Source organism: Candidatus Chlorobium masyuteum (assembly GCF_011601315.1).
Classification (GTDB): domain Bacteria; phylum Bacteroidota; class Chlorobiia; order Chlorobiales; family Chlorobiaceae; genus Chlorobium; species Chlorobium masyuteum.
Genome location: NZ_JAAORA010000001.1, coordinates 733,025 through 757,610, shown reverse-complemented (window position 1 = coordinate 757,610; position 24,586 = coordinate 733,025). Strand labels below are relative to the sequence as shown.

Here is a 24,586-nt window from a genome sequence, read left to right as displayed (position 1 = left end):
CATCTCGAAAAAATGGACGATGCCGATTCGGAACTGGGGCTCGGTTATCAATCAGCTTTCCATTAAATTTGAGGGCAGAATTCCGTTATGACAAATGGCCGTTTACACAGTTTTCTGTACAGACCCTAGTCGTCGGGAAACTCGCCCATAGAAGTTCAGAATGTTTTAATCCCCAGCTTCGTTCAGTTCTCGGTAAATGTCCCAAGCTTCTTGATATCCATTATTGAATGCCTTTCAGAGTCACTGTTTTCCTTTGTGCTTGTCCATTATGAAGCCGTGGCCAGCGAAATACATCTCCCCGAGTAAGCCTTGTGCTTCTTCATGACCTTGCTCGTCTTTATTAGAGGCAACATCTATATTAAGACACAGGAGATGGAGGTCAGTTAAAATCTCTATCTTTGACGAATTACGGTTTTTTATGACGATCCGCAGTAGATCGTAGAAGATTTTGTATCAATAACTTAGAAGCACTTTTATCATGTCGCAATCTGATGACTTAAGAGATGGTGATTTGTTATTGGTTAGAGGTAGAGATAAACTCTCAGAATCCAATGTTGCTCTTCAAGGTGCGTTAAAGCAAATGAATAAAAATCCTCGCAGCGAGTTGCTAGGTATTTTGAACTCCATTTATATTTTTCGAAGCAAGCTTCGGGGAATTAGACCTTTAGAGATTAAACCAAAATACTCACATGTTGCGATGGTGGTTGGTCCATGCTTGGCTATACATTCAATACCAAAAACCGGTGTTGATTATGTTGGTATTGGAAAACTTCTTGATGAGAGTGTTTTCTGGGAAGCTTGGCGATTAGTTACAGTACAAGATGACGATAGTATTCGGAAGGCTGCCAATTTTTGCTCAAGAAAGACTTATAATTTTAAAATTTATATCACTCGGTCAAATAAATTTGATTATGAGTATGAGAATGCGTTTTGTTCAGAGCTTGTTGAGGATATATATCGTCGTGCTGGCTATGATACAGGCCTTTCTGACAAAAATTTATCAAAAGTGCTGCCAAGTGATTTTGAGGGTATCGTACAAAAAAGCGATAGCTGGAGAAATGTAACACATATATATGAGAAGTATTTAAGTAAATATCAAAATAATTCATTTAGGGATAAAGATTTTGAGAATGAATACTGTGCAAATGGTAAAGAAATTGCCAATGCTCAAGCTGTTGCTGGCAGGGCCTTTATTGATTCGGTATTGACGTGTATGGAGGCAGCAATGCTTGAGGCAATAACCGATAAAAAGAAAGATGAGGATATAATGGAGTTATGGGAGCAGAAGTATGCAAAGTATATGGATGAAGAAACTGAAAAAATGATTAAAGAATTAGGGCTTTTGAGGCATGATTTAAAAAATCATATACACAAAAAAGCTATACTATGTGGCGGTACTAATAAGGAAAAAATTAAAATGATGAATAAATTTTTATTTGGCTATTTAGTATACAACGTAAATAATTTTCTGACTCGTATAAGAAATTCTGTTATTGGCTGTAATAAATAATTTACTCAGAATTTTTATTGCTTAAATTTGGCCCGACCCTAAAAAATAGACCATAAACTTGGATTGGGAAAAATTGAATCCCCTCCTGTAAGCTACATTAAATCATAATGTTGGCGGTATGTTTTCAATGCAGAAAGGTGCACTGCGAATAATGAAGTCAGTTAGAGGCTCAGAGGAATAAATGCTTCAGCTTCGTCTTGTCATCTTTCAGGCTCTCTGAAGCCCCCTCATAGGCAATTTGGCCGAGCTTCAACGAATAGACTTTCTTGCTGATATCAAGAACCTCGTGGACCTTTTGTTCTACGATCAGGATGCTGACCCCAACCTCCCGGTTTATTTCGACGATCTTCTCGAACACGACTTTAACTAGATTTGGCGATAACCCAAGTGAAGGCTCATCAAGCATCAGTAACTTCGGTTTGGGTATGAGCGCACGGGCCAACGCGAGCATCTGCTGTTCACCCCCGGATAGTTTGCCTGCGTCATATCGGGCACGCTCCTTCAGTACCGGAAACATCTTAAATATTTGCACGATACGGGTCTTCAATTCATTTCGAGAAAGCTGAAATCCTCCAATTTCCAGGTTCTCTTTAACTGTGAGGTCGGCGAAAACTAGGCTTCCCTGGGGAGCGAAGGTGATACCTTTTGCGACATTTCTGGCCGGATTGGAACCCTTGATTACATCACCATTGAAGCGTATCTCGCCCTTCCAAAGAGGAAGCAGGCCACATACTGCTTTCAGCACAGTGGACTTGCCAGCCCCATTAGGTCCGATGAGTGCAACAATCTCACTCGTACAAACTTCCAAGTGCATGCCAAAAAGCACCTGCTTCTTGCCATATCCTGTTTCGAGTTCTTTGATCTCCAGCATTCTACTCCTCAGTCTATGTAAGCATCTATGACCCTTGGGTCGCACCGTACCTCATCGGGGGTGCCTTCGCTGACCTTGAACCCTGCGTTCATGAATAGGACTCTATCGCAGACTTGCATCACGGCATCGATATTATGCTCAATTAGAATTATTGATTTGCCTTTGCCGGGCAGATCGCGAATGATTCTAAGTATATTCTCTATCATCTCCGGTGCGATACCTGCCAATGGTTCATCTAGGAGAAGGACATCCGATCCCGATGCCAGGCAGCATACAAGACTAAGCAATTTCTGTTGTCCATACGATAGTTCTTCCGCCAAATTGTCTGCTTTTTCAACTAAACCTGCCTCCTCAAGGAGTGCTATTGCTGCTTTTTGATTCTCGTGCTCTCGTTCCTGACTATGCCACCAATTGAAAAAGACGTTTCGCAATTTCTCTCCTGGCTGCCCCTGGAAAAACAGCATCACGTTGTCGATCACGCTGATCTGGCTCACAAGTCGCAGGTTCTGGAAAGTGCGGCTGATTCCAAAGTTCGTGATACGGTGAGAGGGTATCCTAGCGAGATCGCTACCTTTAAAGTTAATACTACCGGAATCCGGTCTGAGAAAACCGCTCACGATGTTGAAAAACGTGGTCTTCCCTGCTCCATTCGGCCCGATGAGGCCAAGAATTTCGCCTTGCCGAACAGTGCAGGAGAAGTTGGAAAGCGCCCGCACTCCATCGAAGCTTTTTTCAAGCCCTTGGACTTCCAAGAAAGCACTCATTGCCTGGTCTCCTTGACTTGGAAGGCATACTCGCCAAGTAATCCGCGCGGCCGCCACATCATGAAGGCGATTAACAGACCCCCATAAATAATTTGCCGTAGGTTTGCCGACGCAGAACTTGGCAGGCCGATGAAGCGGAGAAGCTCTGGCAGGACAACCAGCAACACAGAGCCAACTACTGGCCCCCATAGGCTACCGGCCCCGCCGATAATCACAATGGAGATAATGAAGACTGACTCCATCACGGTGAAACTCGTTGGATCGATAAAGCTGACATAGTAAGCATACATAACCCCGGCTACGGCTGCCATCCCTGCACTTATAACGAAGACGAGCACCTTGTAGGTTGCGATGTTCTTTCCCGCTGCTTGGGCGAACACCTCATCCTCACGGATTGCCTTCAAAACCCGCCCGAAAGGCGAACGCGCGATCCGATCACTAATCAACAAAACCATAGTGCAGAAGATTGCAACAAGAATCAGGACGCTGAGATTAGATGTAACCTGCAAACCAAAAATTGTCGGTTGCGGAATGCCTGGTAGCCCCATAGGGCCACCAGTAAAGGACACCCAGTTGTTCAAGATGCTATATGTGATAACCTGGAAGGCAAATGTTGTGATAACGAAGAAATCGTCACGGATGCGAAGTGAAGGGATTCCTACCAATGCGCCGAGCATGCCACTCAGGATAATCGCACAGATCAGGTTGAGAAGGAACGGGCTTTGAAGATTGATGGCCATAAGAGCAGCAACGTAAGCCCCCACGCCATAGAATGTAGCGTGCGCGATTGAAAGCAAGCCTGTGTAACCCGCAATCAGATTCAGAGATACTGACAGGATTACGTAAATACCTATCAGTATCAGAATGTGTATCAGATACTCCATCGTTTTACTTGCTCAAACTGTTATTTTCCTGAGTTTCTTGCCCATCACTCCTTCCGGCCTCACAAGTAGGATTGCCAGCAAAATTATGAACGCAATTGCATCCTGCCACTGGGAACCAATATGCCATGCAGCAAAGTTTTGAACCAAACCCAGGATTAAGGCTGCAAAGGCGATACCCGGTATGCTCTTAATTCCACCAATAATAACAACTACCAAACCCATCATCAATGCTTGTAACCCCATTGTTGGTGTCATGTCAACATCAAGAGCAACCAATATTCCAGCTACTCCCGCCAATGCGGATGCCAAGGCAAATGTGAACAGCACAATACTCTCACTGTCGATTCCGGAGATACTGGCGAGGGTCGGATCGCTACCAACTGCTCGCATCGCTCTCCCTACTTTACTCCATTTCAGCAAAGCTGCAACCCCTATAAGTAGCAAAACACTCAACCCGACAGATAGCATTCTGATATGCGTGATTCTAGCACCGAAAAGATCCATTCCTTCCTCAAAAGATCGCTGTTGAATTACCTTGGCGCCATCCCCGAAGGCCATTGAAATGATGTTTTGCAGTACGACGTATATACCAAGGGAGGCTATAAGGACGACAAGAGAAGAAGAATGCCTGCGCCTTAATGAGCGGTAGATCATAATCTCCATAAGGCAACCAAGAATGGTTGCCAGCAGAACACCAATAACAATCCCAAATAATAATGGCAATTTGAGCTGTACCTTGAGCAGAAAGACAAAGTACGCGCCCCACACGAAGACCGCAGCGTGTGCGAAATGGTAGAATCTGCAGACTCGAAGGACTAACCCGAAGCCAAGGGCTACAAGCGCGTATATCGACGCAGCAACTAGGCCGTTTAAGAATACCTGTACTAACATTTTAGCTCTTCTCCTCAGCTCTACACTCGTTCTAAACGACTACTTGAAAAGAGTAAATTTGCCTTGACGTACAGTGTAGAGAACAAGATTTTTATTTTTATTGTCACCATTATCGGCAAACTCTATTTTTCCGGTTACCCCATTTACAACGAAGTCGCGTCTCTTTAAAACATTTATGACAGCAGCACGCGTCGGCTGCGAAGCTTCTCCAATAGCATTAACCACTACTTTGCCAGCATCATAACCTAACGGAGCGAAGCTGACTACTTTCCCATATTTCGCTTCGTATTTTCTGAAAAATTCTGTGGTTTCTTGAGAAGAGGCTTGATCAGGTGCAATGAAGCTCACGATGGTACCTTCTGCAGCATCACCAGCCTGCTCCAAAAAAGCGCTTCCATAACAGCCATCACCGGAAACCAATGTCGCATTGAGGCCAAGTTCCTTCATTTGTCGGGCAAAAGGCGCCCCCATGTCGTAGGTAGCGCCGAGCAGGATATATTTTGGATTTAAAGCCTTGAGCTTGGCTATCAGCGTCCTGAAATCACGTGATTCTTTCAGCGCACCATCAAAGGCAACAATATTTCCCCTGTTCTGTTTGAAGGTATCACGAAACGCCTCAGCGAACCCGAGTCCATATGCTGTCAAGTCATGCACAACCGCAACAGGAGCGCCAGGATCTACTGACAGTAGGTACTTTGCAAGAAAGGGAGCCTGATCGTTGTCGGTTGGCGGTATTCGAAAAAGACTTGTGTACCCCATTTGGGTAATCTTCGGATTAGTCGGTACCGGCATAACAACCGGAATTCCCGCTCGATCATAGACCGGTGCGGCAGCAGACATGCACCCGCTTGTAAGATGCCCAATGACCGCAATAAACCGAGGGTCTTGGCACACTCGGTTTGCTACACTCACAGCAGCCTTTTGATCTCCCTGATCATCGAACATCACATAGTGGATAATCCTGTCTTTGGTGTGAGGGGTCTCATTCGCTTCGTCGAAGGCTAAGCTCGCACCATTGGAAGTATCCTTACCATTCTCAGCCAAATCACCCGTAAGAGAACTTACAATAGCTACATAGACCTCTTTTTTCCACTTTGGATCTCCGCCATTTTGTCTCAAGAAAGGGCCCCAAATCACCGCTGCCAAAAGGGCCACTGCAATGACGATTGCAAACCAAATGCTCCTGTTCATGGTTACCTCCTTGCCGTTTTATAACATTTTCCGTAACACAGTTGAGTTAAAGCGAGAACCTTTTCTCCGATCTTGAATCAGCACTGGTCATTCATTGCTATTACAAGTACTATCCTGAAACGTTGCATGATCCCCTTGATGATGATCCAGGAATTCAGCAACAACCATCTCCCATTTTGGTGGTAAAATATCCCCTGCTCTGTCACGAAACGGACATCCATGATAAATCCCGTAGCCGGGATAATCAGGTGAGTTGAATGGAGCGCTATCGTATGCAAAGCCGTGTTTTACATAGTGCCTGCGATAAGGATTCATTTCAATGGCTCGCTTCAGCGCTCCCGGTGCGAATACATCACCAAGATTCTCAATACTACCGTCTTGTTGAATCTCAGGGCACCCGCAACAAGGATAAATTCGCCCCTGCGCATTGATGTACAAACCATAAGGCAGTTGCGAACATGGCAGGCCGCCGAAATATGGCGAAGCACCCTGGAATGGGATTCCAAGTTGCTTGTTCATGGCGTAAAGCCTCAGAGCTATTTCAAGTATTTCCTCTTTAGGAATGTCTATACCCAGGCGCTTTCGCCACTCCGCTGAGCGCGTCAGACCGACAGGAACTGCTGGATCCAAATCTACATAGAGACGCTTGGTCGCCTTCAACTGATAGATGCGCTCAACATCCTGAACGCACGGTTGAGTGATCACACTCTCCAGCCCCAGACGTGTCCATGGCTCGGCGGCTTCCCCATGAGCAAAGCCGGTCATCAAAAGCTTTTCCTTAGCTGTTCTGAACGTGGGCACCTCATTGAAACCGGCCTCAATGAGGCAATCAAGAACCTTGTTCCGTTTGGCCGCATAGCCTGGTACACCTACAAGTGCATCTTCAACCTTCTCATCAAATGAATGGAATTTTAACATGATACTTACACGAAGCCCCTTCAGCCGTTCGATGAGAGCACGGGAGCTGAGGCCATGTATTCGGTAGCACTTCGCTTCATTTGCCAAGACAAAGCCGTTAGTGAACATAACTATCCACATCCCGAGTTGTTCGCTTGCGTACTCCAAAAAATCGAGCAAAGCCTTTTCCTGAAGAGGCTCCTGATCACCTACCAATTTGGCGCTCTTGCACCCGAGCGCCGAAGCATCCGCGAAAACCCTTTTCATCTGGCTTACATTAAGTTTGCCTTGGGGTTTGGTGACAATCCCAACGCGTTCACGCTCATCTGTTTCTACGAAGCAATACTTGCATTTAAGATCACAAGAAGAAGTACATGGAAAATCAAAATCAATTGTCAGCAGCCTAGGTGCTTCGCTACCTAGGAGCATTCTGATGGTTGTCTCGGGATATTGCCACCCCACTATACTATTTACCCCATTCATACTAATTGCTCATTATTTTGAATCTTCTGAAAACGTAAGGATGTCGTGGTACTTAAGAATATGGTCAGTTGGCGGTGAAATAAATATTTTATCCAATACCTTTCGAATTTCACTTGCAGAGTTATTGTTTGTAGAACCAGAAGAAGCTGCAGCCATAGAAACCAAATCCAAGACTGGAGCGAACGCCAAGTTAGCATCTGTCTTTTGCAATGTACTGGAACCTTGATCGAGTCCTATAAGGAATATCCATTGTGTACCTTCACTCGTTTGAAGATCTCTGATTGCAAAGAAATCCGTGGGAAAATCAAATGAGCGTTTGCTCCGATTGTTACCTTCGCTATTTCTTTTGTAGGGATGACTTTCAATAACAATTTTATTATCAACACAATCTTTTTCACAATCATCCATACAGCGAAAACTAAACCGCTGATTAATTTTAGGGTCTTCAGGACTTGTATCTATTTTCAAACCATGGTAGGTGAGAAGTACATCCTTAAGTTTACACCAACCTTTATCTTCAGGAAGCTGCGCAACACTCCTACCGGCAAGGGTTGCACCCAAAGATAAATCAATACCCTTTAAGAAGTCTTTTTGGATCTCCTTCCCTTCGGGTCCCGACGGAAAATATTGGTTATATTCATCTTCGGAGTTCACTATGCGGGGGAGCCAACCATCCTTTTCTGTAAGTACATATCCCATATCAAAGATTTTCTTTATTTCCCTTGGCGTGATAAAACCTTTGGGATGTGTCGGATTCTTACTGTAAGCAAAATATCTCCTCCATACTCCTTTCTTGTTTTCAACTCGCTCATTCTGAAATTCATGGTAGCCTTTCAGGAACTCCCGCCATTCTTTAATGTCCGTGGAGTTACCAAAACGAAAGAGTTCTAGTGGAGACTTTGGCATAAGTGTGTAAAATTCATATCGATCAGGCCAAGGGTTCAGCGCTTTGACAATTGCTTGGATAGTTCTTGTGTAATAGACAAAGGAGGTCATATGAAGGAGTACGCCCGGGAAGTGCCGCTCCATTGCTTCAGCTTCAAAATATCTGCCGATCGCAGTAGCCATATAAGCAGGATGTGGCAAATCATTCGGATTACTTTTTTTTATTCGTTCTGCGTATTCAATGACCGGATCATTTGTCTTCTTATCCTGAGGAGGTGTTGTTCCTGGTGGAAGAAATGGGTGCAAAGCCACTATATGATACTTTTCTAGCGCCTTATACATTCTTTCTATCGCGTCACCAACTGGCTCATACTTTTGTCTTATATCGTTAGCGGCCAATATAAGCGCTTGAACCCTTGCTGCCGCAAGCGTTGCTGTTATGGAGGTATAAATGGATCTGCTGATGACCTCAACCTTAGAGAAATGTTTTGTAATTTTTTTTGACATTGTACTTACTGTATCACTTGTATGCGTTACATCTGTGTTAGCATTCTCGGTACGGGCGATCACTAAATTGAGATTTCTTGTCAGATCGCCTACATTGGAAAATGCTTGAGCAAGAACTGAGGTTATAACTGCAAGGAATGCCGCTTGCAGTATGTCTTGTGCAAGCTTTGGGGTTACTGTCTCCCATCTAATTGACGTAAGATTTTTATTATTCTGGCCGCGTTGATTAATTGTAGACTTGGCTGCGCTGGTATCTACAGTGCCGCCCGAGCTGATTTTATTAATCCCTACAAGTTGGGTGATTGCTGATTTGGCAGGACTTTTTTCCGCACCGCTGTCCAGGCTATTACTATTAGACTGTATCGATTGGTTGATTGCTGTTAGTACCGCAAAATAAGTTCCAACTAGAAAAACGACGTACCAAAGACTAGGGAATGACCATAGGCGATTCCCGAATCTTCCATATCCACCCAACCATCCGTTCTTCGCGCAAGGCCAAGAGCAAATAAGTAGAAATCCTGAGATAATTACACACAATATGATAGGTATGATCGTCTGATTTTGAATAATCATCCACGACGAAGTACCTACAAGAATACCGAGCGCAGTCAAAAAAGAGATAAATACATCACTTGGGGTTAGACCCTCATGATTTGGTTCACTGTTGTTTGACCCTTTTTGAGGTGGTTCACCATCAGGAAGGAATTGGTTACCTTTTGTCATGAGTACATCTCCCATTTGATAAGGATAAGTTCATGTTCTCCAATCTATTCTATGTACCCCATTAACTTCTCGATTCGCCGCAAGGCCAAAGGCAAGCGCTTACTCTTGCCGAGCTGCCAACGGTTCACGATCAAGAAAGGAAGCCCGAGCTTGGCTGAGAACTGCTCCTACGTTAAACCTACCATTGAGCATAACTCCCTCTTTGCGCCAAATCGAAGCCCTTAGCTTCTGGCATAAATTATTGCCGACCTTCAACAAGAATTACTGCTTTTAAAACCGTATTAAATTAAGAAATTATCATTATAAACACTCGTGATTTCAACAGGGGAATGGTAGACATGGTTGGTTTGCAGTATCAGATGACAGCGAAGTATTCCTCGTTCTTTGAGAGTTTTTATTCGCATTCATTACAAGGGAGACTTTCCAGTATTCCTTTTTAGTATTATTGGAAATCTCATACTACTGAGGAGTTTGTCTAATTGTTTAAACGCAGAACGCGCTTTCGGAGTAAAAATTCTCAAAATTTCCCTCAAAATACACTTGCGATATTTTTGTTAAGAGGGATACCGTGTATGTAAAACTTGATTTATGCCGATATAGACAGCATCAGGTTGTTAATTAATGTATCTAATCGCATATATTTTTCAGCGGTTCTGCGCAAAAAATAAGACTAAAATAGCATTCACCAATACCCATCAGCATGTGTTATTGGCAATCATTTCTTTTATATTTAGTTGTGATAATGTATTTTATCATAACTAAATACCCCATCCAGTCCAGATCAATCAAGCACCGCTGAACCTCTCAGCCATTCAAGTTTTTCCGCTAAACAAACAATCCCGCCCTTTTATCAATCCGGCAATCTTCCGATATCCATCCCGATAAATATTAGAGGGTGAATAGTAAACTCAGAGCCCTGTTTAGTATCGGGAGCCCGAGGGGACGTTCATGATTTACTGTATTTGCTACCAATGTTTCGCCTCCAAGGAGGCTTGAACAGGAAGATTTTGAACTCTGGATGCTGAATTCTTTATTGCGGACTGCAGGGCACTTATTTCATCAGCTCGCGCCGAAACCTTGCGGGATCATTTGACGGCATGGTCAACCCCTGACGGTCCCTTAGGTCTCGACTTGTCCGGTTGGCGTGAGAATAGTTATGACTGACCGCCTCCTTTGCCCAACTCTTCAAGTAATCTGCGGCCTTTTTCGGTGAGCCGGTATTTCTGTAGGCGAGTGGTGGGTTTTTCCGGGATGGTATATTCGACCTGTCCACTTTCGACCAGTTTCTGTAAGGTTCGCTTGAAAGCACCGGTTTTTGACTGAAGCCCCAAAGCCACAGCAAGTTCGGCAGCCGATAACGGTTCTGTTCCAAGATTCTTCAGAATCGCTTCGGACTGGGCCCCCGACTGGGCCCCTGAGTCAGACGTTTTCCTCCGGATTGTCAACACAAAAGAGTCTCCGTCAAGCCTGATTTCAGGTTCAGGAAGTCCGGCGTTTTTACATCGGCGGATCAGGAACGCAATTAGGGGACGGTATTAATAACGGGTAGTTATTTGCTCAACGAGAGGTTCTCGCGCCTTTCGATATGGTGAGTGCCTGATCCGGAATCGGGTGTAAATGGGTCTCTTAACGGGTGAAAGGTGGACATAGCAGGAGTGACATGACCAACAGTGTCACTATAATTTCTGATTCAACATAAATCGAGACTTCTTATCTTGTGACGAAAAGATAACTCTCGCTTATGGCTAAAAAAATCAGCATAAAATACCATGCCACTGATACCGGTGAGTAGGAACCCGGATCGAACGCTGCGGTCTTGAAAAATCTTCTTGGACTGAAATCGAAAAAGGAAATCGACGATGCCGAAGTCGCAGCTTACGCCAGAGCATTTCAATTTACCATGCACAATTTCGCTGCCGATCAGCAACTGAGTATGGCCGATATTGATGCGATTCATCAAGCCTTTTTCGGATCGATCTACTCCTGGGCAGGACGTCACCGGGTAGTCAACCTCTCAAAAGAGGGATTTACCTTTCCCGCTGCGCGGTTTTTAACCCAATCGTTGGAGACGTTTGAAGAAACAATCCTTAAGCCCAATACACCCTGCTCCGGCACACAAGAGGAAGTCTTAGCAAAAACAGCACTGGTTCATCTTGAATTGCTCTTTATCCATCCATTCAGGGAGGGAAACGGTCGGACGGCAAGGTTGGTTGCAACCTTGATGGCTGTTCAGGCAGGTTATAACGGATTCGACTGGAGTGTCATCGAAAAGCGATTCGATGAGTATGTTTCAGCTATACAAAAGCTAAACCTTGTGCTGATGAGGGATCTTCTTCGAAATGCTTTGCTTGCCTGATACCTCTTCCTTGTACCATTTATTAAGAGCAGCTTTGGCGTTCCTGATCCCCTCGATTTTTGAAGAGCTAACAACTTCACGAAACAGCATCTCTTTCATTCCTGCTGCTGACTGAAGCTTTGGATGGGTTTGTGCAAGCGTCTGCTTCATCTCTCTTCTGTTTACTTTTTCCATGCCCTCAATATAACGCTTTCATCACCATCCCGGAAACATTGCGCACGGGCGACACTGAACATCCAGCCCTTTTCCGATGAGAACAACCCTGCTCCGACACGGTCTAATCAAGCACCGCTGAACTGATTGCATCTTGAATCATCCCTCACAAAATTCCTCTTGCACGACATACGGCATTGCCGTACATCAATTGCAACGCCAGATTATTTAGGCGAAGGCAAAGGAGTTAAAAACCATGTCAAAAGCAGGAAGTAAACTGATCAAATCCGCCTCTCAGGCCCTGACCTATGCTCGTGGTGAAATCAGCGAAGGATTTATTGCCCATGTTCCGGAGGAGGTTGACGTCAAGTCGATCCGAACCCGCCTGGGACTTACGCAACCCGAATTTTCTTTGCGGTTTGGTTTTGATGTTCGAGCGGTACAGGACTGGGAGCAAAAACGCCGTCAGCCTGACCGTTCAGCACGGATTCTCCTGACCGTCATTGCCCATGAACCTGAAGCTGTCAGCCGGGCTTTGGCTCATTAAAGCAGCAAGTAAAACCGGTTCAGCACTTCAGGCTTGCTGAACCGGCAGAGAGAGCGGGAGGGTTACTTCTTCATAACCGAGGCGTCTTCCATAAACTTTTTCAGGCCGAGGTCGGTCAGCGGGTGGTTGACAAGCTGGCGGATTACACTGAAAGGGATGGTTGCAATATCGGCTCCGATCAATGCAGAGTCAACAACATGCTGCGGATGGCGCACGCTTGCAACAATAACCTCGGTCATGTAGCCGTAGTTGTCGTAGATGGTGACAATCTGCTCGACAAGGGTCATCCCTTCGGTGCTGATATCGTCCAGCCTCCCGACAAAGGGGCTCACATAGCTTGCTCCGGCCTTGGCGGCAAGGAGCGCCTGGTTGGGCGAAAAGACAAGCGTTGCGTTTGTTTTGATCCCTTTCTCTGAAAAATGGCGGATAGCCTGCAGGCCGTCAATGGTCAGGGGGCATTTGACAACCACATTGTCGTGAATGGCTGCCAGATCCTCACCCTCGATAATCATCTCCTGCGCCTTGAGTGTTGTCACCTCGGCACTGACCGGGCCGTCAACAATATCGCAGATCCGGGCAATATGATCCTTGAAATCCTGATAGGTAAAGTTCGCCGGGTCACCGACGATTTTTGCAATCAGTGAAGGATTGGTGGTCACACCGTCAAGAACACCAAGTTCGCGTGCGGCGTGAATTTCATCAAGGTTAGCGGTATCAATAAAAAATTTCATCAGGGCATCTCCTTAATCTACAGGTTAACCTTCAAGCATGGCGTTGAAATTTTTAGCCTTGCGACCCTCCCAGTTGCGTTTGTGGTAGGCATAACCGGCGATGAGCGGCAGGGCAATGGTTGCTTCGGCAAAGACCATCTGCTCATAAACCGTATCAACCTTGCCCCACGAGCTGGCCTCCTTGAGGGTTGAGCCGGAAAGCGCACCATCACGCTCGTCGGCAACGGTAATCTGGACGGCATAGGTGTGCATGGATACGTCTTCGTAACCAAGTACCTCAGCTGCAACAACAATATCCTGTGTAAAGTTTTTCGGTACGCCGCCGCCGATCATAAAAATACCGGTTCTGTCGTTCTCGATCTTGATTTTCGTGAGTTCGCGGAAATCCTTTACCGAGTCGATGGCAACATGGTTCTCCGGATTGTGCCACTGATGATGCACCAGTCCGAAGCCTGCGGAGCAGTCCGAGAATGCGGGGCAGAAGATCGGCACCCCTTTTTCGTAGGCCTTGTAGACGATGGAGTTTTTGTCGTGGTTGTTGGCTTCGATGTATTTGGCCATCTCCACAATGAACTCACGGGAGGAGTAGCTTCCCGGCTTCATGGAGTTGGCTATGATCGCTGTCGTGTCATCACAGACCCGGAGATCATCCTCATCGATATAGGTATCGTAAATACGGTCGATGTGCATATCACGGAGAATGGCATCATCAATAAAGGGGGTTCCCTTGTAGTGCCTGAAGCCGAGCGCTTCAAAAAAGTCCTGGTCAACAATATTGGCGCCGGTGGAGACAATGGCATCAACCATGTGGTTGTCGATCATGTCAATAATAACCTGCTTCAGTCCGGCACTGATCAATGAACCGGCAAGGGTCAAAATAACGGCGCACTCCTTGTCCTGCTGCATAAGGTCAAGAATCGAAGCTGCCCTTGCAAGATTTCTGGCCTGAAAAGCCGTATCGTTCATCTGGTCTATAAGTGGAACAATATTCAGCTGCTTGATATCAATATGGCGGACCGGTGCGCTCAGTAACTCCTCTTTTCTGACTCCTGATTCCATTTCTGCTCCCGACGTGGTTTATAATTGGGTAAATAAAAAAAGAGAGTAAGCTAACTATATCACACATTCATATTACCGGATGCTGCTTCCTTCCGGATCTGACATGGTTGGGTAACTGAATGTTGTATAGGACTTACTCTCCTAATATATCGGTTTCAAATTCTTCTTTTTGATACGAACCTGAAACAAGTTGGATAATATAGTGCAAGCAATACAAAAAACAAACAAAGCCCTTTTATCTTTCTGTGAACTGTTATAACTTCTTGGGCATTCAGAGCTTTATAAAAACCACGACCCCGCCTGAAACAGCCGCACGTTCTGCCGGTTGACGCGGCAACAAAACTTTTATGGGAACACTTCGAATTTTAAGCGGTATGCGGCCGACCGGCAAGCTCCATCTTGGTCACTATACCGGAGCGCTTGAATCATGGGTTGAGCAACAGAATCAGAGAAACGAAGCGGGCGAACGGGTCTATGAAACCTGCTTTCTGATCGCCGATTATCACAATCTGACAACGTCACTTGAAACCGGTGAAATCTATACAAACACGCTTGACATGCTCATTGACTGGCTGGCCGCAGGGGTAGACCCTGAAAAAAGCCCGGTTTTCCGTCAGTCACAGGTCAAGGAGCACACTGAACTCTTTCTGCTCTTTTCGATGCTCATCACCTCATCGCGCCTCGAAAGGAACCCGACCCTGAAAGATCAGATTCGTGACCTGAATATGGAGTCACTGACCTACGGTCATCTCGGTTACCCCGTCCTGCAGGCGGCTGATATACTGCTCTATAAAGGCAATGTTGTTCCTGTCGGTGAAGATCAGCTCCCTCATGTGGAGATCACCAGGGAGATTGCCCGCCGCTTCAACAACCTCTACCAGCACCCTATTTTGGGAGAGGTATTCCCTGAACCAGCGCCGAAAATCACAAAATTCTCGCGACTGCCGGGGCTTGACGGAAAGGCAAAAATGTCCAAATCCCTTGGCAACACCATTCTGCTCTCGGACAGCCTGGAGGAGATTGCAAAAAAAATGCGCACCGCAGTAACCGACACCAGAAAGGTTCGCAAAAACGACCCCGGCCATCCGGAAGTGTGCACCGTGTTCAGCTACCATGAAAAATTTGCTCCGGAAGAACAATTATCCGAGATAGAGGCAGGCTGCCGGTCCGGCTCGCTTGGATGTGTAGACTGCAAAAAGATGTGCGCGGCAAATATTGCAGCAGAACTCTCCCCGCTGGTTGAAAAAAGAGCTTATTATGAAACGCACATGGAACTGGTGAAATCGATTCTGCTTGAAGGCGAAGCAAAGGCCAGAGCCATAGCCCGAACCACCATGCAGGAGGTCCGAACCGCCATGAAACTTGGAGAGATCACCTGCTGAATCAATCGATCATGCTTACTACCGACCCGAGATACGCCTTTATTTTTGATATGGATGGCGTCCTGACAGACAACATGCGTTTCCATGCGGATTCATGGGTTGAGCTTTTCCGGGATTTCGGACTTGAAGGACTTGATGCCGAGCGCTATCTGGTTGAAACCGCAGGCATGAAAGGCCATGATGTTCTCCGCTATTTCCTCGACCCGGAGATCAGCGAAGCGGAAGCTGCGCGGCTTACTGAACTCAAGGACTTTCTCTACAGGATCATGTCACGCGAACTGATCAAGCCCATGCCGGGTCTGGAGCTCTTTCTTGACCATGCGGCGGAAAGCCGTGTACAGCTTGGTATCGGTACCGGTGCCGGGCCGCGTAATATCGAATACGTCCTTGATCTGCTCGGCATTGCTGGCAGATTCCAGGCAATTGTAGACCCGTCACAGGTCATAAACGGCAAACCCGCCCCGGATATCTTTCTTCGGGCAGCCGGGCTGCTTGAGGTACCGCCATCAAACTGTATCGTATTTGAGGATGCCCTGCCAGGTGTTCAGGCTGCCCGGAGTGCCGGAATGAAATGTGTCGCAGTTACGACCACAAACAGCGCCGATGCATTCCGGGAGTTCGATAACGTTATTCGAATCATCGACAATTTCTCCGGGCTCCTCCCCATTGAACTCTGTGCACTGCTCAATCAGGAGCAACCAACGACCCTATCATAAAGAAATACAATGCATGAATTTTTTCTCCCGGTCATAGCTCGGGCAGTTGAAGCGGCCGGAATAGTAACCGAAAATCCGATCCGGATTGAACAGCCTGCCGACAAGAAGTTCGGCGACTTTTCAACCAACATAGCCTTTCTTGCAGCAAAAGAGTTACGAAAGAATCCCAGGGAGCTGGCCCAGCAAATCATACCCCACCTCTCTTTCCCTCCGGATACCATAGCTAAAATTGATGTTGCAGGAGCCGGGTTCATCAACTTTTACCTCACGCCGGTTTTTATCATGCAGAGTGTAGAGCAGGTGCTGCTCCAGACTGACCGGTACGGAGAGGGGGCGAGTGGCAAAGGGAAGCGCGCTATCGTGGAATATGTCAGTGCCAATCCCACCGGCCCTCTTACCATCGGAAGGGGACGGGGTGGCGTGCTTGGTGACTGCATAGCAAATCTCTATGCAACGCAGGGCTATGATATAACCCGTGAGTATTATTTCAACGATGCCGGACGCCAGATGCAGATTCTCGGTGAGTCGGTCAAACTCCGTTATCAGGAACTCTGCGGCCGCGTGATCGAATTTCCTGCCACCCATTATCAGGGCGACTATATCAGGGAGATTGCTGAACAGGTTTTTAAAGATCATGGTGCCGCTCTTGCCGACACGGAAGAGATTGAGCTCTTCAAAAACACGGCCGAAAGCATCATCTTTTCGGCAATACGCGCTACACTTGAACGACTCGGAATCCGCCATGACTCATTTTTCAATGAGCATACCCTCTACACTCCCGATGAGACCGGGACAACGGCAAATCAGCGGGTAATTGAGGCTCTCGGCGAAAAAGGCTTTATTTCATCGTATGACGGCGCCACCTGGTTCATGACAACAAAGTTGGGGCAGGAGAAGGACAAGGTGCTCATAAAATCCACCGGAGAACCGAGCTACCGTCTGCCGGATATTGCCTATCACCTCACCAAGTATCAACGCGGGTTTGATGTGATCGTCAATGTGTTCGGCGCCGACCACATCGATGAATATCCCGATGTGATTGAGGCTCTGAAAATCCTTGGCAAGGATACCAGCCGGATCCGTATCGCCATAAACCAGTTTGTCACCACAACGGTTGACGGCCAGAGCGTCAAGATGTCAACAAGAAAAGGCAATGCAGACCTGCTTGACGATCTGATTGACGATGTTGGCGCCGATGCCACCCGCCTCTTTTTCATCATGCGGGGCAAGGATTCGCACCTCAACTTCGATGTAGAGCTGGCAAAAAAACAGTCACGGGAAAATCCGGTATTCTATCTGCACTACGCTCATGCACGCATATGCAGCCTGCTGCGCCTTGCAAAGCAGGAGATTGGATTCGATCCGCACTCCGACCCGGATTACCACCTGCTCCGGCTTCTTGACAATCCTGCAGAGATTCAGCTCGGCTTTGCCCTGCTCGATTACCCTGATATGATCACAACAAGCCTGCGTCTGCTTGAACCGCAGAAAATGGTAGAGTACCTGCACTCACTTGCAGAGCTCTTTCACCGTTTTTATCAGGAGTGCCCGATTCTCAAGGCTGAGCCTGAAATTGCCAGGGCAAGACTCTTCCTCTCGCTGGCCACCCGCCAGGTTCTGCGCAACGGGTTCAGGGTACTGGGTGTGTCGGCACCGGAATCAATGTGAGCGCATCTCTCTTTATTTGTTCCGAAACCCGATTACTTCGTTGGGTGGTGCTCGAAATCCTCATCCCAGCCCCGACCTCGTCGGGACTGCGCTACCAATATGTCGCCCCTCCGGGGCTTGAACATCAAAACGCTCACGGACGGTAGATGCTGTGCTCTGCGATATAGCTGGCTATTGAAGAGGGGACATATTGTGCAATGGATTGCCCTGAAGCCGCAAGCTCACGGATGGCGGTTGAGGAGAGCGGATAGGCAAAATCGATAAATCGCATCCCCTCTCTTCCCTCCCGGGAGGCAGGCGAGGGCTCGCCCAGGGAGGAAGCTCTGCCAAAGACACAAATTTCAGCAAGCGAATAGAGCCTTTCATACGCTTTCCAGGAGTTGAACTCCCGGAAACTGTCCTCTCCCAAAAGAAGGGTAAGCCGATCATGCGGGTAAAGCGCGTGGATATAGTGCAGAAGATCAACGGTATAGGAGGGGGTGCGCTTTTCAAGCTCCCACCCACTGACCTCACTGCTCCACCCGGTAAGATTTATTTCGGATGAGAGAAGGGATGCCATGCGCTTTCTGTGCTCATCTGAGGTGCCCCTCCTCTGCTTGAGAGGATTGTTTGATACCGAAACGATGATCCGGTCGATCTTCAGCAGCTCCCTGGCAAAAAGAGCGAGAGCAAGATGGCCATTGTGCGGAGGATCAAATGTTCCGCCAAAAACTGCCAGATGCACAGCACTCTCCGTTCAGCTGTTTTTAAGATTCCGTACTATTTTTTCGCGTTCTCCGGCCATCTCCTTCTCTTTAGCCGGATAAAGCTGCAGATACTGATCAAGCGCCTGCTCTGCATCAAACCACTTTTTACGCTTCATCTGCATATCAATTTTTCCTGCCCAGGAGTGATGAATATATCCGGTATCGGAATAACGCCGGATAATCTCATCATAAAAGATCTCCGCAGCCTTGTATTTGCCGAGCTGAACATAGTTGCGGGCAATGGAAAATGAATTTCTCGCCAGCTTCTCCCTGAATTCCTGAATGGTTCTTGCCGCATAACGAACGCTGTCAACCCTCGCATACTGAGCAGAAGCCCTTGCATAGCTCTCTTTATAGGATTGATTATCAGGATTGATTTTAAGCAACTCCCTGTAGGTCACAACGTCATTTGAAATCTTCAGCGAATCAGTGGCAGGATAGAGGTCAAGATAGACGGAGAACTGCTCAATGGCTTTTACGGTGTACTGCTGATCAAGTTCATAATGCGGTGAGAGCTGCTCATATGATTTGGCAAGCATGAACTGTGCTGTTTTCGCATAGGGGGTAGAGGGGATCTGCTGAAGCAGGCGGGTGTAGATATCTCCTGCAAGCAGGTACTCTTTCGAACGGTAATAGGTCTGCCCGAGAAGAAAGAGCACATCATCCTCAAGTGCTGTAGCACGGGAGGTAAAGATCAATGATTCAAGGGCAAGTGAAGCTCCGGGATAATCCTTTTTGGCAAACAGTCTCTCAGCTTTTGCATAACCTTCATTGACAAGTGCAGTTACCGTAGCCGGAGGCTTTGTTGATGAACACCCCGACAGCACTAAACTACCTGTCGTACATATCAGCAGCATTGAACGTACAATAAATCTGGTCACCGGCATAAAGCAACTCCATTATCCTTTTATTGAAATCGAAAACATAGTATACAAAACTGCAGAAAAAGAAACATACCTGAACACCTTTTGCTCTCATATTTTCAGCAGGATAACGTAACTGCATGACGAAGCTGACCGGGCATGAAAAATCAGGATGGTGGATTTACCGTGACACGGGTCATCGAAAAGGGGGCATGAACACTGCCTGAAAGGTGCTGCAGATCACTGAAGCAGGAGTGAGAGCGGAATACCTGTGGAGCTTAGGGGAGTCGAACCCCTGACCTTCTCATTGCGAACGAGACGCTCTACCAACTGAGCTAAAGCCCCATGACTCTATGCTACAAATTTCCGTGAATGCTTACAAGCCTGTCCGGATAAATATCTAAAAAAAATAGCCTGCTGCTGCAGGCTATTAAAAAATAAAACTCGGGAGAGGGCGTTTTTATACTGCGTCCGTCATAAGTGAGTGCTTCAGCATCTCAAGCTGATGACTGACACTGCCGTCAAGAATAGTGTCTCCGATTTTAACCGAAACACCACCAATAAGATCAGCATTAACCTTCATCTTTGCCCTGATCGTCTTGCCGGTCGAAGCCGTGAGCTTGCTGACAAGGTCCGATACCTGAAGATCCGAAAGTGCAACGGCACTGGTAACGTCAGCATTGAGCACGCCTTGTTTCTCATCAAGAAGAACCTGAAACTCGTCAATAATCTCGGGAAGAAGCCCGGCTCTCTTCTTTTTTGCGATAAGGCTCAAAAAGAGATGCATTTTCTGGCCTACACTATCCCTGAAAATCTCTTCGAGAATATGAACTTTCTTGTCGCCCTGGATCAGGGGGCTTCTCAACACATGAACGAGGTCACGGGAATTGTTGAGAACCTCCCTTATCTGTTTCAGCTCTTCAACAATAGTATCAAGAAAACCACCCTCTTCAGCTGATGAAAGGAGAGCAGATGCATATCGACGGCTTGCAATTAGACTGGACATTTCGTGACCGTTTTCAATTACGTTTTGTAGAAAAATCCTGGATCATGCTGTCAACGATCTTTTTCTGCAGATCGGCATCAAGAGAGCCTCTGATAATTTTCTCGGCCCCTTTTACAGCAAGATCGGCAACCTCCGTTCTCAGCTCATTGAGTGCGCGGCGTTTTTCCTGCTCAATTTCATCCTTGGCCATGGAAATCATTTTCTGCGCTTCAGCCTGGGCTTTTTCGGTAATATCGCCGCGAAGTTTATCGGCAAAATCCTTTCCTTCACGAATGATCTTGTCTGACTCCGCATCAGCCTTGGCAAGCAGTTCACTGTTCTTGCGAAGAGCAGCTTCAGCCTCATCCTTTGCATGATATGCACGGTCGATAGATGACTGGATACCCTTTTCTCTCTCTTCCAAAGCAGTGAGGATAGGTCCCCAGGCTACTTTTTTGAGAATAAGCAGTACAATCACGAATGTAACCGCAGTCCAGAAAATAAGGCCGGGTTCCGGGCTTAAAAGACTGCCGGCAAGAAGAATAACTCCTGACGTAAGCATGAACAATGTTTCCGTTAACGATTAATAAAACCCGACTGCGGTGCTTTGAGTGTGCCGCAATCGGGATATCTTCTGTATCGAATCTGTAACAGCTTCACGCTTACTTGAGAGCGAGAAGAACGCAGATAACTTCGCCGAACAGACCAACACCTTCAATAAGAGCTGCTGCAATAATCATGGTCGTACGGATATCGGATGCAGCCTCAGGCTGACGAGCTGTTCCCTCTGTTGCAGAAGCAGCGATATTACCAATACCAAGACCAGCACCAATAACAGCAAGACCGGCGCCAATACCTGCACCTAAATAAGCTAAACCTAAACCATCCATCTTGTAATTACCTCCGTTTATTTGTTGTAAGTTTTTTGCTAAAGAGTAATTAGCAGTTTTGAACCCGTTAAATCAAAATCATAAAAATAATACTTATTCCTCAATATTCCTGACATCAAATTAATGATGGGCAACTCCGGCCTCATGCTCCTCATGTCCTTCGTGGGCAGTAGCCAGACCGATAAAGAGCGCTGAAAGCATGGTGAAGATAAATGCCTGAAGGAATGCAACAAAGAGCTCAAGCAGATAGATAAAGATCGCGAACGGAACCGAAACCGCTGCTGCAACAATATAGCTCTTGAGAATGAAGCTGATAAAAATAAGACTGAGGATGATAATGTGACCGGCGGTCATGTTGGCAAAAAGTCGAACCGTAAGAGCAAACGGCTTGGTGAAGAGTCCGATTATTTCGATAGGCACAATAATAATCCAGAGCGCCCAGTGGGTTCCTGCGGTAAGATGCTTGACAAATCCGACGAAACCATGCGCCTTCAGTGCCGCAATCTGGGTGATGATGAAGGTGAATACCGCCAGAGTCAGGGTAACATTGATGTTGCCCGTGGCCGTAGCGCCGTAGGGAATAAGGCCGAACAGATTACAGAAGAGAATAAACATGAATACCGTAATCAGATAGGGAAGGTGCTTCTCATACCCCGGGCCGATATTTGATTTTGCAACATCAAGCCTGACGAAATCAATAAGCGCTTCCATGGTATTGGCTACACCCTTCGGCGCCTGGCGGGCATTCATGTTCTTGTACTTCCCTCCGACTATGGAGAAAACGATCAGAAGGGCTCCGGATACAAGCCAGAGCATCACAACATGCTTGGTAATGGAAATATCGATGCCTGCAACTTTGGGCAGGGTCGGGAGTTCTACCTCGCCGAAAGGGGGAAAAGCAAAAACGTTGTTGTTCAGGATATGATGCATGATAACATCACCGGCCTTCTCCTCCTCTTCAGGAGCGTGAGCAGCGGCAGGCTCACTACCGGGAACAGCCGGGGCTGCACTATGCACAGCAGGAGCAGACTCTTCAGGAGATGCTGAAGCAAAGCTGTTAACACAGAACAGAAGCGGGACGACAAGCGCAATTACCCTGAAAAAAGCTGTGGCCTGTTTGACGTTAAAGCGTTTCATGCAGTATTCTTTTTCTGTTTGTTTTTCTTTTGATACCCGAGAATTTCAACAATCAAATAAATACAGTAAAAAGCAAAAAGCGAGACCACAAAGTCGTTGATAACCGCCAAATGCCGGTAAATGATAACAAAAACAAGCACCATAAGTAACAGCAGCCTTGCGGTAAGGCCGCCGAACACCGCTATGGTAAAAACCCGTGATTCCCTGGCGAACGCATACTCAAAAATCAGGTAGCCTGCCAAAGTATTTGTCGCGACCATTACCCATGCGATAAATACCGAACGATAGTCAACAGTGCCGGGATCAAGCAAGGAGTAAATCATCCCCCATAAAACGACTGTCAAAATACATAACTTTAAAATAAAATCAAACAATGGCTTCATATAAGAGCGATTCTTTCTGTTTTCGCCAAATAATAGGGGCGGTTCTACTGTTTTTTATTTGCCGACCGGACCACCTTCATGAGAATAAGCGCCATTCCGACCATACCGACAACTACTCCTGCAAGAAGCAGAAATGGAGAAGTTCCGAGCTTCGTGTCCGCCCAATATCCAAGAAAGACAAAAAAGGCAAAGCTGGCGGCAATCTGGAGGCCAAGCCCCATATAATCAGAAAGTGCTCTAACAGAACGGCCGAACTTGTCAGGAAAGCGTTCATCATCAGGACGTTTCATCATGCATCACTCCAATCCACCGACAGTGGCAACAAGATTTACTGCTGAAAAAAGTCCACAGATACGATTATCGAACTGAGGAAAGATAATACTCTTCATGAAATAATAAACCTTTATCGAAATTCTTGTCCATGGTTGCGAAACGATCGGTTAATAATCATATTTTTTTCAGAATACCTCTTTACTCTCCGGCTGCCCCGGTTTCAGAAACAGAGAACAAGCCGGGAGAGCACAAACATTTTCCTTATGGATACGACCATGGGCTATAGTACGACGGCTTCCCTGCCTGATCCTGAAGTTCTCACCCCGATCATCTTTTCCCGCTTCACCGGGCTTGTTGCCCTTCAGAGCACAAGAAAGGGAGGTAAAAGCACGGGCGATTACGCTTCGCTGAATCTTGGGAACAATACCGGAGACGAGCCGGAGCTTGTCCGGCAAAACACCCTCCGCCTCTGCACGTCAGCCGGAATCACTCCTGATATGCTGGTCAGCTCAATCCAGGTACACGGCACGGAGATACTCCATGCCGAAGCGCCCGGTCGTTATGAAGGCTATGATGCCTTCATAACCGACAAAAAAGATCTCTACCTCTGTATCTTTACTGCGGATTGCTTCCCGGTGCTGCTTTACGACCCGCAACACGAGGCTGTGGGCGCGGTGCATGCAGGATGGAAAGGGAGTGCGGGCAACATTGTCATAAAGACCCTTGCCGCAATGCAAACGAGCTTCGGCTCCATACCCGGAGAGTGCCTTGCCTGGATCGGAACAGGTATATCCGGAAGGCACTATGAGGTTGGCCGGGAGGTAGCCTCAGCGTTTAACGATGATGATTGGCAGTTGTCGCCTGAAGGTGCGGATGAAGAGAAATACCTGCTTGACCTCGGCAAAGTAAACTTCCGGCAACTGCTGGCCGCCGGAGTTCCTGCATCGAATATCGAATGCTCTCCACACTGCTCCTTCTCCCGAAGTGACCTTTTTTACTCATACCGTCGTGATAACGGCCATACCGGACGAATGGTCACGCTGATCGGGATCAGCAGCGGCAGCAACCCCGGGCCGTTTTAGGCGACAGTG

26 protein-coding genes, 1 tRNA gene and 1 other RNA gene are annotated in these 24,586 nt (G+C 46.9%); 7 read left to right on the top strand and 21 right to left on the bottom strand.

Annotated elements, in window-relative coordinates:
* Positions 1-478: 478 nt before the first annotated feature.
* On the top strand, positions 479-1,510 hold the full coding sequence (locus tag G9409_RS03580) for a C40 family peptidase (protein WP_166807421.1): 1,032 nt from the start codon (positions 479-481) through the stop codon (positions 1,508-1,510).
* A gap of 169 nt (positions 1,511-1,679) precedes the next feature.
* Here the strand turns inward: G9409_RS03580 and G9409_RS03575 are convergent, their stop codons facing one another.
* The 8 genes from G9409_RS03575 to G9409_RS03540 all read right to left on the bottom strand — a co-directional run bounded on the left by G9409_RS03575 (position 1,680) and on the right by G9409_RS03540 (position 11,054).
* On the bottom strand, positions 1,680-2,381 hold the full coding sequence (locus G9409_RS03575) for an ABC transporter ATP-binding protein (RefSeq protein ID WP_166807420.1): 702 nt from the start codon (positions 2,379-2,381) through the stop codon (positions 1,680-1,682).
* A gap of 8 nt (positions 2,382-2,389) precedes the next feature.
* Positions 2,390-3,145 carry an ABC transporter ATP-binding protein gene (locus G9409_RS03570; protein ID WP_166807419.1) on the bottom strand — a complete coding sequence of 252 codons (756 nt, stop codon included), beginning with the start codon at positions 3,143-3,145 and terminating at the stop codon, positions 2,390-2,392.
* The gene (locus G9409_RS03565; protein WP_166807418.1) at positions 3,142-4,029 is read right to left on the bottom strand and encodes a branched-chain amino acid ABC transporter permease; all 888 of its coding nucleotides are present in this window, start codon (positions 4,027-4,029) and stop codon (positions 3,142-3,144) included. The genes G9409_RS03570 and G9409_RS03565 overlap by 4 nt, the downstream gene beginning before the upstream one ends.
* Before the next feature lie 12 nt (positions 4,030-4,041).
* Positions 4,042-4,920 (bottom strand): branched-chain amino acid ABC transporter permease, encoded by an 879-nt coding sequence (locus G9409_RS03560; RefSeq protein ID WP_166807417.1) that lies wholly within the window; start codon positions 4,918-4,920, stop codon positions 4,042-4,044.
* Positions 4,921-4,959: 39 nt separating this feature from the next.
* Complete coding sequence (locus tag G9409_RS03555; RefSeq protein ID WP_166807416.1) at positions 4,960-6,111, bottom strand: branched-chain amino acid ABC transporter substrate-binding protein; 1,152 nt, start codon at positions 6,109-6,111, stop codon at positions 4,960-4,962.
* 87 nt (positions 6,112-6,198) lie between these two features.
* Positions 6,199-7,491, bottom strand: coding sequence for a radical SAM protein (locus tag G9409_RS03550; protein ID WP_166807415.1), 1,293 nt, complete (start codon positions 7,489-7,491; stop codon positions 6,199-6,201).
* A gap of 12 nt (positions 7,492-7,503) precedes the next feature.
* Positions 7,504-9,606, bottom strand: coding sequence for a hypothetical protein (locus G9409_RS03545; RefSeq protein ID WP_166807414.1), 2,103 nt, complete (start codon positions 9,604-9,606; stop codon positions 7,504-7,506).
* 1,154 nt (positions 9,607-10,760) lie between these two features.
* On the bottom strand, positions 10,761-11,054 hold the full coding sequence (locus tag G9409_RS03540) for a Fic family protein (protein ID WP_328700112.1): 294 nt from the start codon (positions 11,052-11,054) through the stop codon (positions 10,761-10,763).
* Between the two features lie 368 nt (positions 11,055-11,422).
* Between G9409_RS03540 and G9409_RS03535 the strand changes: the two genes are divergently transcribed.
* Positions 11,423-11,962 carry a Fic/DOC family protein gene (locus G9409_RS03535; RefSeq protein WP_166807413.1) on the top strand — a complete coding sequence of 180 codons (540 nt, stop codon included), beginning with the start codon at positions 11,423-11,425 and terminating at the stop codon, positions 11,960-11,962.
* Here the strand turns inward: G9409_RS03535 and G9409_RS03530 are convergent.
* Positions 11,912-12,136 carry a hypothetical protein gene (locus tag G9409_RS03530; protein WP_166807412.1) on the bottom strand — a complete coding sequence of 75 codons (225 nt, stop codon included), beginning with the start codon at positions 12,134-12,136 and terminating at the stop codon, positions 11,912-11,914. The two genes, G9409_RS03535 and G9409_RS03530, sit on opposite strands and share 51 nt — an antisense overlap.
* A 235-nt stretch (positions 12,137-12,371) precedes the next feature.
* On the opposite strand from G9409_RS03530, the gene G9409_RS03525 reads away from it, so the two are divergent.
* Positions 12,372-12,662, top strand: coding sequence for a helix-turn-helix domain-containing protein (locus G9409_RS03525; RefSeq protein ID WP_166807411.1), 291 nt, complete (start codon positions 12,372-12,374; stop codon positions 12,660-12,662).
* 62 nt (positions 12,663-12,724) lie between these two features.
* Here G9409_RS03525 and fsa read toward each other — a convergent pair whose 3' ends face one another.
* The 3 genes from fsa to ffs form a co-directional block, all read right to left on the bottom strand.
* On the bottom strand, positions 12,725-13,393 hold the full coding sequence (fsa, locus tag G9409_RS03520; protein ID WP_166807410.1) for a fructose-6-phosphate aldolase: 669 nt from the start codon (positions 13,391-13,393) through the stop codon (positions 12,725-12,727).
* 24 nt (positions 13,394-13,417) lie between these two features.
* Positions 13,418-14,452: a 1,9-bis(guanidino)-5-aza-nonane synthase gene (locus tag G9409_RS03515; protein WP_166807409.1), complete on the bottom strand. Its 1,035-nt coding sequence runs from the start codon at positions 14,450-14,452 to the stop codon at positions 13,418-13,420.
* A gap of 40 nt (positions 14,453-14,492) precedes the next feature.
* Positions 14,493-14,591: signal recognition particle sRNA small type (gene ffs / locus G9409_RS03510), an RNA gene on the bottom strand.
* 208 nt (positions 14,592-14,799) lie between these two features.
* On the opposite strand from ffs, the gene trpS reads away from it, so the two are divergent.
* The 3 genes from trpS to argS are packed head-to-tail and all read left to right on the top strand — an operon-like array spanning position 14,800 to position 18,218.
* Positions 14,800-15,834, top strand: a complete 1,035-nt coding sequence (trpS, locus tag G9409_RS03505; protein WP_166807408.1) for a tryptophan--tRNA ligase — start codon at positions 14,800-14,802, stop codon at positions 15,832-15,834.
* 11 nt (positions 15,835-15,845) lie between these two features.
* The gene (locus tag G9409_RS03500) at positions 15,846-16,550 is read left to right on the top strand and encodes an HAD family hydrolase (protein ID WP_166807407.1); all 705 of its coding nucleotides are present in this window, start codon (positions 15,846-15,848) and stop codon (positions 16,548-16,550) included.
* Positions 16,551-16,559: 9 nt separating this feature from the next.
* Positions 16,560-18,218 carry an arginine--tRNA ligase gene (gene argS / locus G9409_RS03495; RefSeq protein ID WP_166807406.1) on the top strand — a complete coding sequence of 553 codons (1,659 nt, stop codon included), beginning with the start codon at positions 16,560-16,562 and terminating at the stop codon, positions 18,216-18,218.
* Positions 18,219-18,351: 133 nt separating this feature from the next.
* Here argS and nadD read toward each other — a convergent pair whose 3' ends face one another.
* The 9 genes from nadD to G9409_RS03450 form a co-directional block, all read right to left on the bottom strand.
* Positions 18,352-18,942, bottom strand: a complete 591-nt coding sequence (nadD, locus tag G9409_RS03490) for a nicotinate (nicotinamide) nucleotide adenylyltransferase (RefSeq protein WP_166807405.1) — start codon at positions 18,940-18,942, stop codon at positions 18,352-18,354.
* Positions 18,943-18,954: 12 nt separating this feature from the next.
* Entirely contained in the window at positions 18,955-19,851 is an 897-nt protein-coding gene (locus G9409_RS03485) for an outer membrane protein assembly factor BamD (protein ID WP_166807404.1), read from the bottom strand.
* 248 nt (positions 19,852-20,099) lie between these two features.
* Positions 20,100-20,172 (bottom strand) — tRNA-Ala (locus tag G9409_RS03480).
* A gap of 115 nt (positions 20,173-20,287) precedes the next feature.
* Positions 20,288-20,833, bottom strand: a complete 546-nt coding sequence (locus G9409_RS03475) for a F0F1 ATP synthase subunit delta (RefSeq protein WP_166807403.1) — start codon at positions 20,831-20,833, stop codon at positions 20,288-20,290.
* Between the two features lie 13 nt (positions 20,834-20,846).
* Positions 20,847-21,374 carry a F0F1 ATP synthase subunit B gene (locus G9409_RS03470; protein WP_166807402.1) on the bottom strand — a complete coding sequence of 176 codons (528 nt, stop codon included), beginning with the start codon at positions 21,372-21,374 and terminating at the stop codon, positions 20,847-20,849.
* 100 nt (positions 21,375-21,474) lie between these two features.
* Complete coding sequence (gene atpE / locus G9409_RS03465) at positions 21,475-21,702, bottom strand: ATP synthase F0 subunit C (protein ID WP_006367086.1); 228 nt, start codon at positions 21,700-21,702, stop codon at positions 21,475-21,477.
* A gap of 120 nt (positions 21,703-21,822) precedes the next feature.
* Positions 21,823-22,839, bottom strand: a complete 1,017-nt coding sequence (locus G9409_RS03460) for a F0F1 ATP synthase subunit A (protein WP_166807401.1) — start codon at positions 22,837-22,839, stop codon at positions 21,823-21,825.
* Positions 22,836-23,222, bottom strand: a complete 387-nt coding sequence (locus G9409_RS03455; RefSeq protein WP_006367084.1) for a hypothetical protein — start codon at positions 23,220-23,222, stop codon at positions 22,836-22,838. The genes G9409_RS03460 and G9409_RS03455 overlap by 4 nt, the downstream gene beginning before the upstream one ends.
* 44 nt (positions 23,223-23,266) lie before the next feature.
* Positions 23,267-23,512 carry an AtpZ/AtpI family protein gene (locus tag G9409_RS03450; protein WP_040433681.1) on the bottom strand — a complete coding sequence of 82 codons (246 nt, stop codon included), beginning with the start codon at positions 23,510-23,512 and terminating at the stop codon, positions 23,267-23,269.
* Between the two features lie 246 nt (positions 23,513-23,758).
* Between G9409_RS03450 and pgeF the strand changes: the two genes are divergently transcribed.
* Positions 23,759-24,577, top strand: coding sequence for a peptidoglycan editing factor PgeF (gene pgeF / locus G9409_RS03445; RefSeq protein ID WP_166807400.1), 819 nt, complete (start codon positions 23,759-23,761; stop codon positions 24,575-24,577).
* The last annotated feature ends 9 nt before the right edge of the window (positions 24,578-24,586 follow it).

Coding starts and splice junctions, on each gene's coding strand:
- G9409_RS03580 (WP_166807421.1), top strand. CDS start 479: ATGTCGCAATCTGATGACTTAAGAGATGGTGATTTGTTATTGGTTAGA.
- G9409_RS03575 (WP_166807420.1), bottom strand. CDS start 2,381: ATGCTGGAGATCAAAGAACTCGAAACAGGATATGGCAAGAAGCAGGTG.
- G9409_RS03570 (WP_166807419.1), bottom strand. CDS start 3,145: ATGAGTGCTTTCTTGGAAGTCCAAGGGCTTGAAAAAAGCTTCGATGGA.
- G9409_RS03565 (WP_166807418.1), bottom strand. CDS start 4,029: ATGGAGTATCTGATACACATTCTGATACTGATAGGTATTTACGTAATC.
- G9409_RS03560 (WP_166807417.1), bottom strand. CDS start 4,920: ATGTTAGTACAGGTATTCTTAAACGGCCTAGTTGCTGCGTCGATATAC.
- G9409_RS03555 (WP_166807416.1), bottom strand. CDS start 6,111: ATGAACAGGAGCATTTGGTTTGCAATCGTCATTGCAGTGGCCCTTTTG.
- G9409_RS03550 (WP_166807415.1), bottom strand. CDS start 7,491: ATGAATGGGGTAAATAGTATAGTGGGGTGGCAATATCCCGAGACAACC.
- G9409_RS03545 (WP_166807414.1), bottom strand. CDS start 9,606: ATGACAAAAGGTAACCAATTCCTTCCTGATGGTGAACCACCTCAAAAA.
- G9409_RS03530 (WP_166807412.1), bottom strand. CDS start 12,136: ATGGAAAAAGTAAACAGAAGAGAGATGAAGCAGACGCTTGCACAAACC.
- G9409_RS03525 (WP_166807411.1), top strand. CDS start 12,372: ATGTCAAAAGCAGGAAGTAAACTGATCAAATCCGCCTCTCAGGCCCTG.
- fsa (WP_166807410.1), bottom strand. CDS start 13,393: ATGAAATTTTTTATTGATACCGCTAACCTTGATGAAATTCACGCCGCA.
- G9409_RS03515 (WP_166807409.1), bottom strand. CDS start 14,452: ATGGAATCAGGAGTCAGAAAAGAGGAGTTACTGAGCGCACCGGTCCGC.
- trpS (WP_166807408.1), top strand. CDS start 14,800: ATGGGAACACTTCGAATTTTAAGCGGTATGCGGCCGACCGGCAAGCTC.
- G9409_RS03500 (WP_166807407.1), top strand. CDS start 15,846: ATGCTTACTACCGACCCGAGATACGCCTTTATTTTTGATATGGATGGC.
- argS (WP_166807406.1), top strand. CDS start 16,560: ATGCATGAATTTTTTCTCCCGGTCATAGCTCGGGCAGTTGAAGCGGCC.
- G9409_RS03485 (WP_166807404.1), bottom strand. CDS start 19,851: ATGCCGGTGACCAGATTTATTGTACGTTCAATGCTGCTGATATGTACG.
- G9409_RS03475 (WP_166807403.1), bottom strand. CDS start 20,833: ATGTCCAGTCTAATTGCAAGCCGTCGATATGCATCTGCTCTCCTTTCA.
- G9409_RS03470 (WP_166807402.1), bottom strand. CDS start 21,374: ATGCTTACGTCAGGAGTTATTCTTCTTGCCGGCAGTCTTTTAAGCCCG.
- atpE (WP_006367086.1), bottom strand. CDS start 21,702: ATGGATGGTTTAGGTTTAGCTTATTTAGGTGCAGGTATTGGCGCCGGT.
- G9409_RS03460 (WP_166807401.1), bottom strand. CDS start 22,839: ATGAAACGCTTTAACGTCAAACAGGCCACAGCTTTTTTCAGGGTAATT.
- G9409_RS03455 (WP_006367084.1), bottom strand. CDS start 23,222: ATGAAGCCATTGTTTGATTTTATTTTAAAGTTATGTATTTTGACAGTC.
- G9409_RS03450 (WP_040433681.1), bottom strand. CDS start 23,512: ATGAAACGTCCTGATGATGAACGCTTTCCTGACAAGTTCGGCCGTTCT.
- pgeF (WP_166807400.1), top strand. CDS start 23,759: ATGGATACGACCATGGGCTATAGTACGACGGCTTCCCTGCCTGATCCT.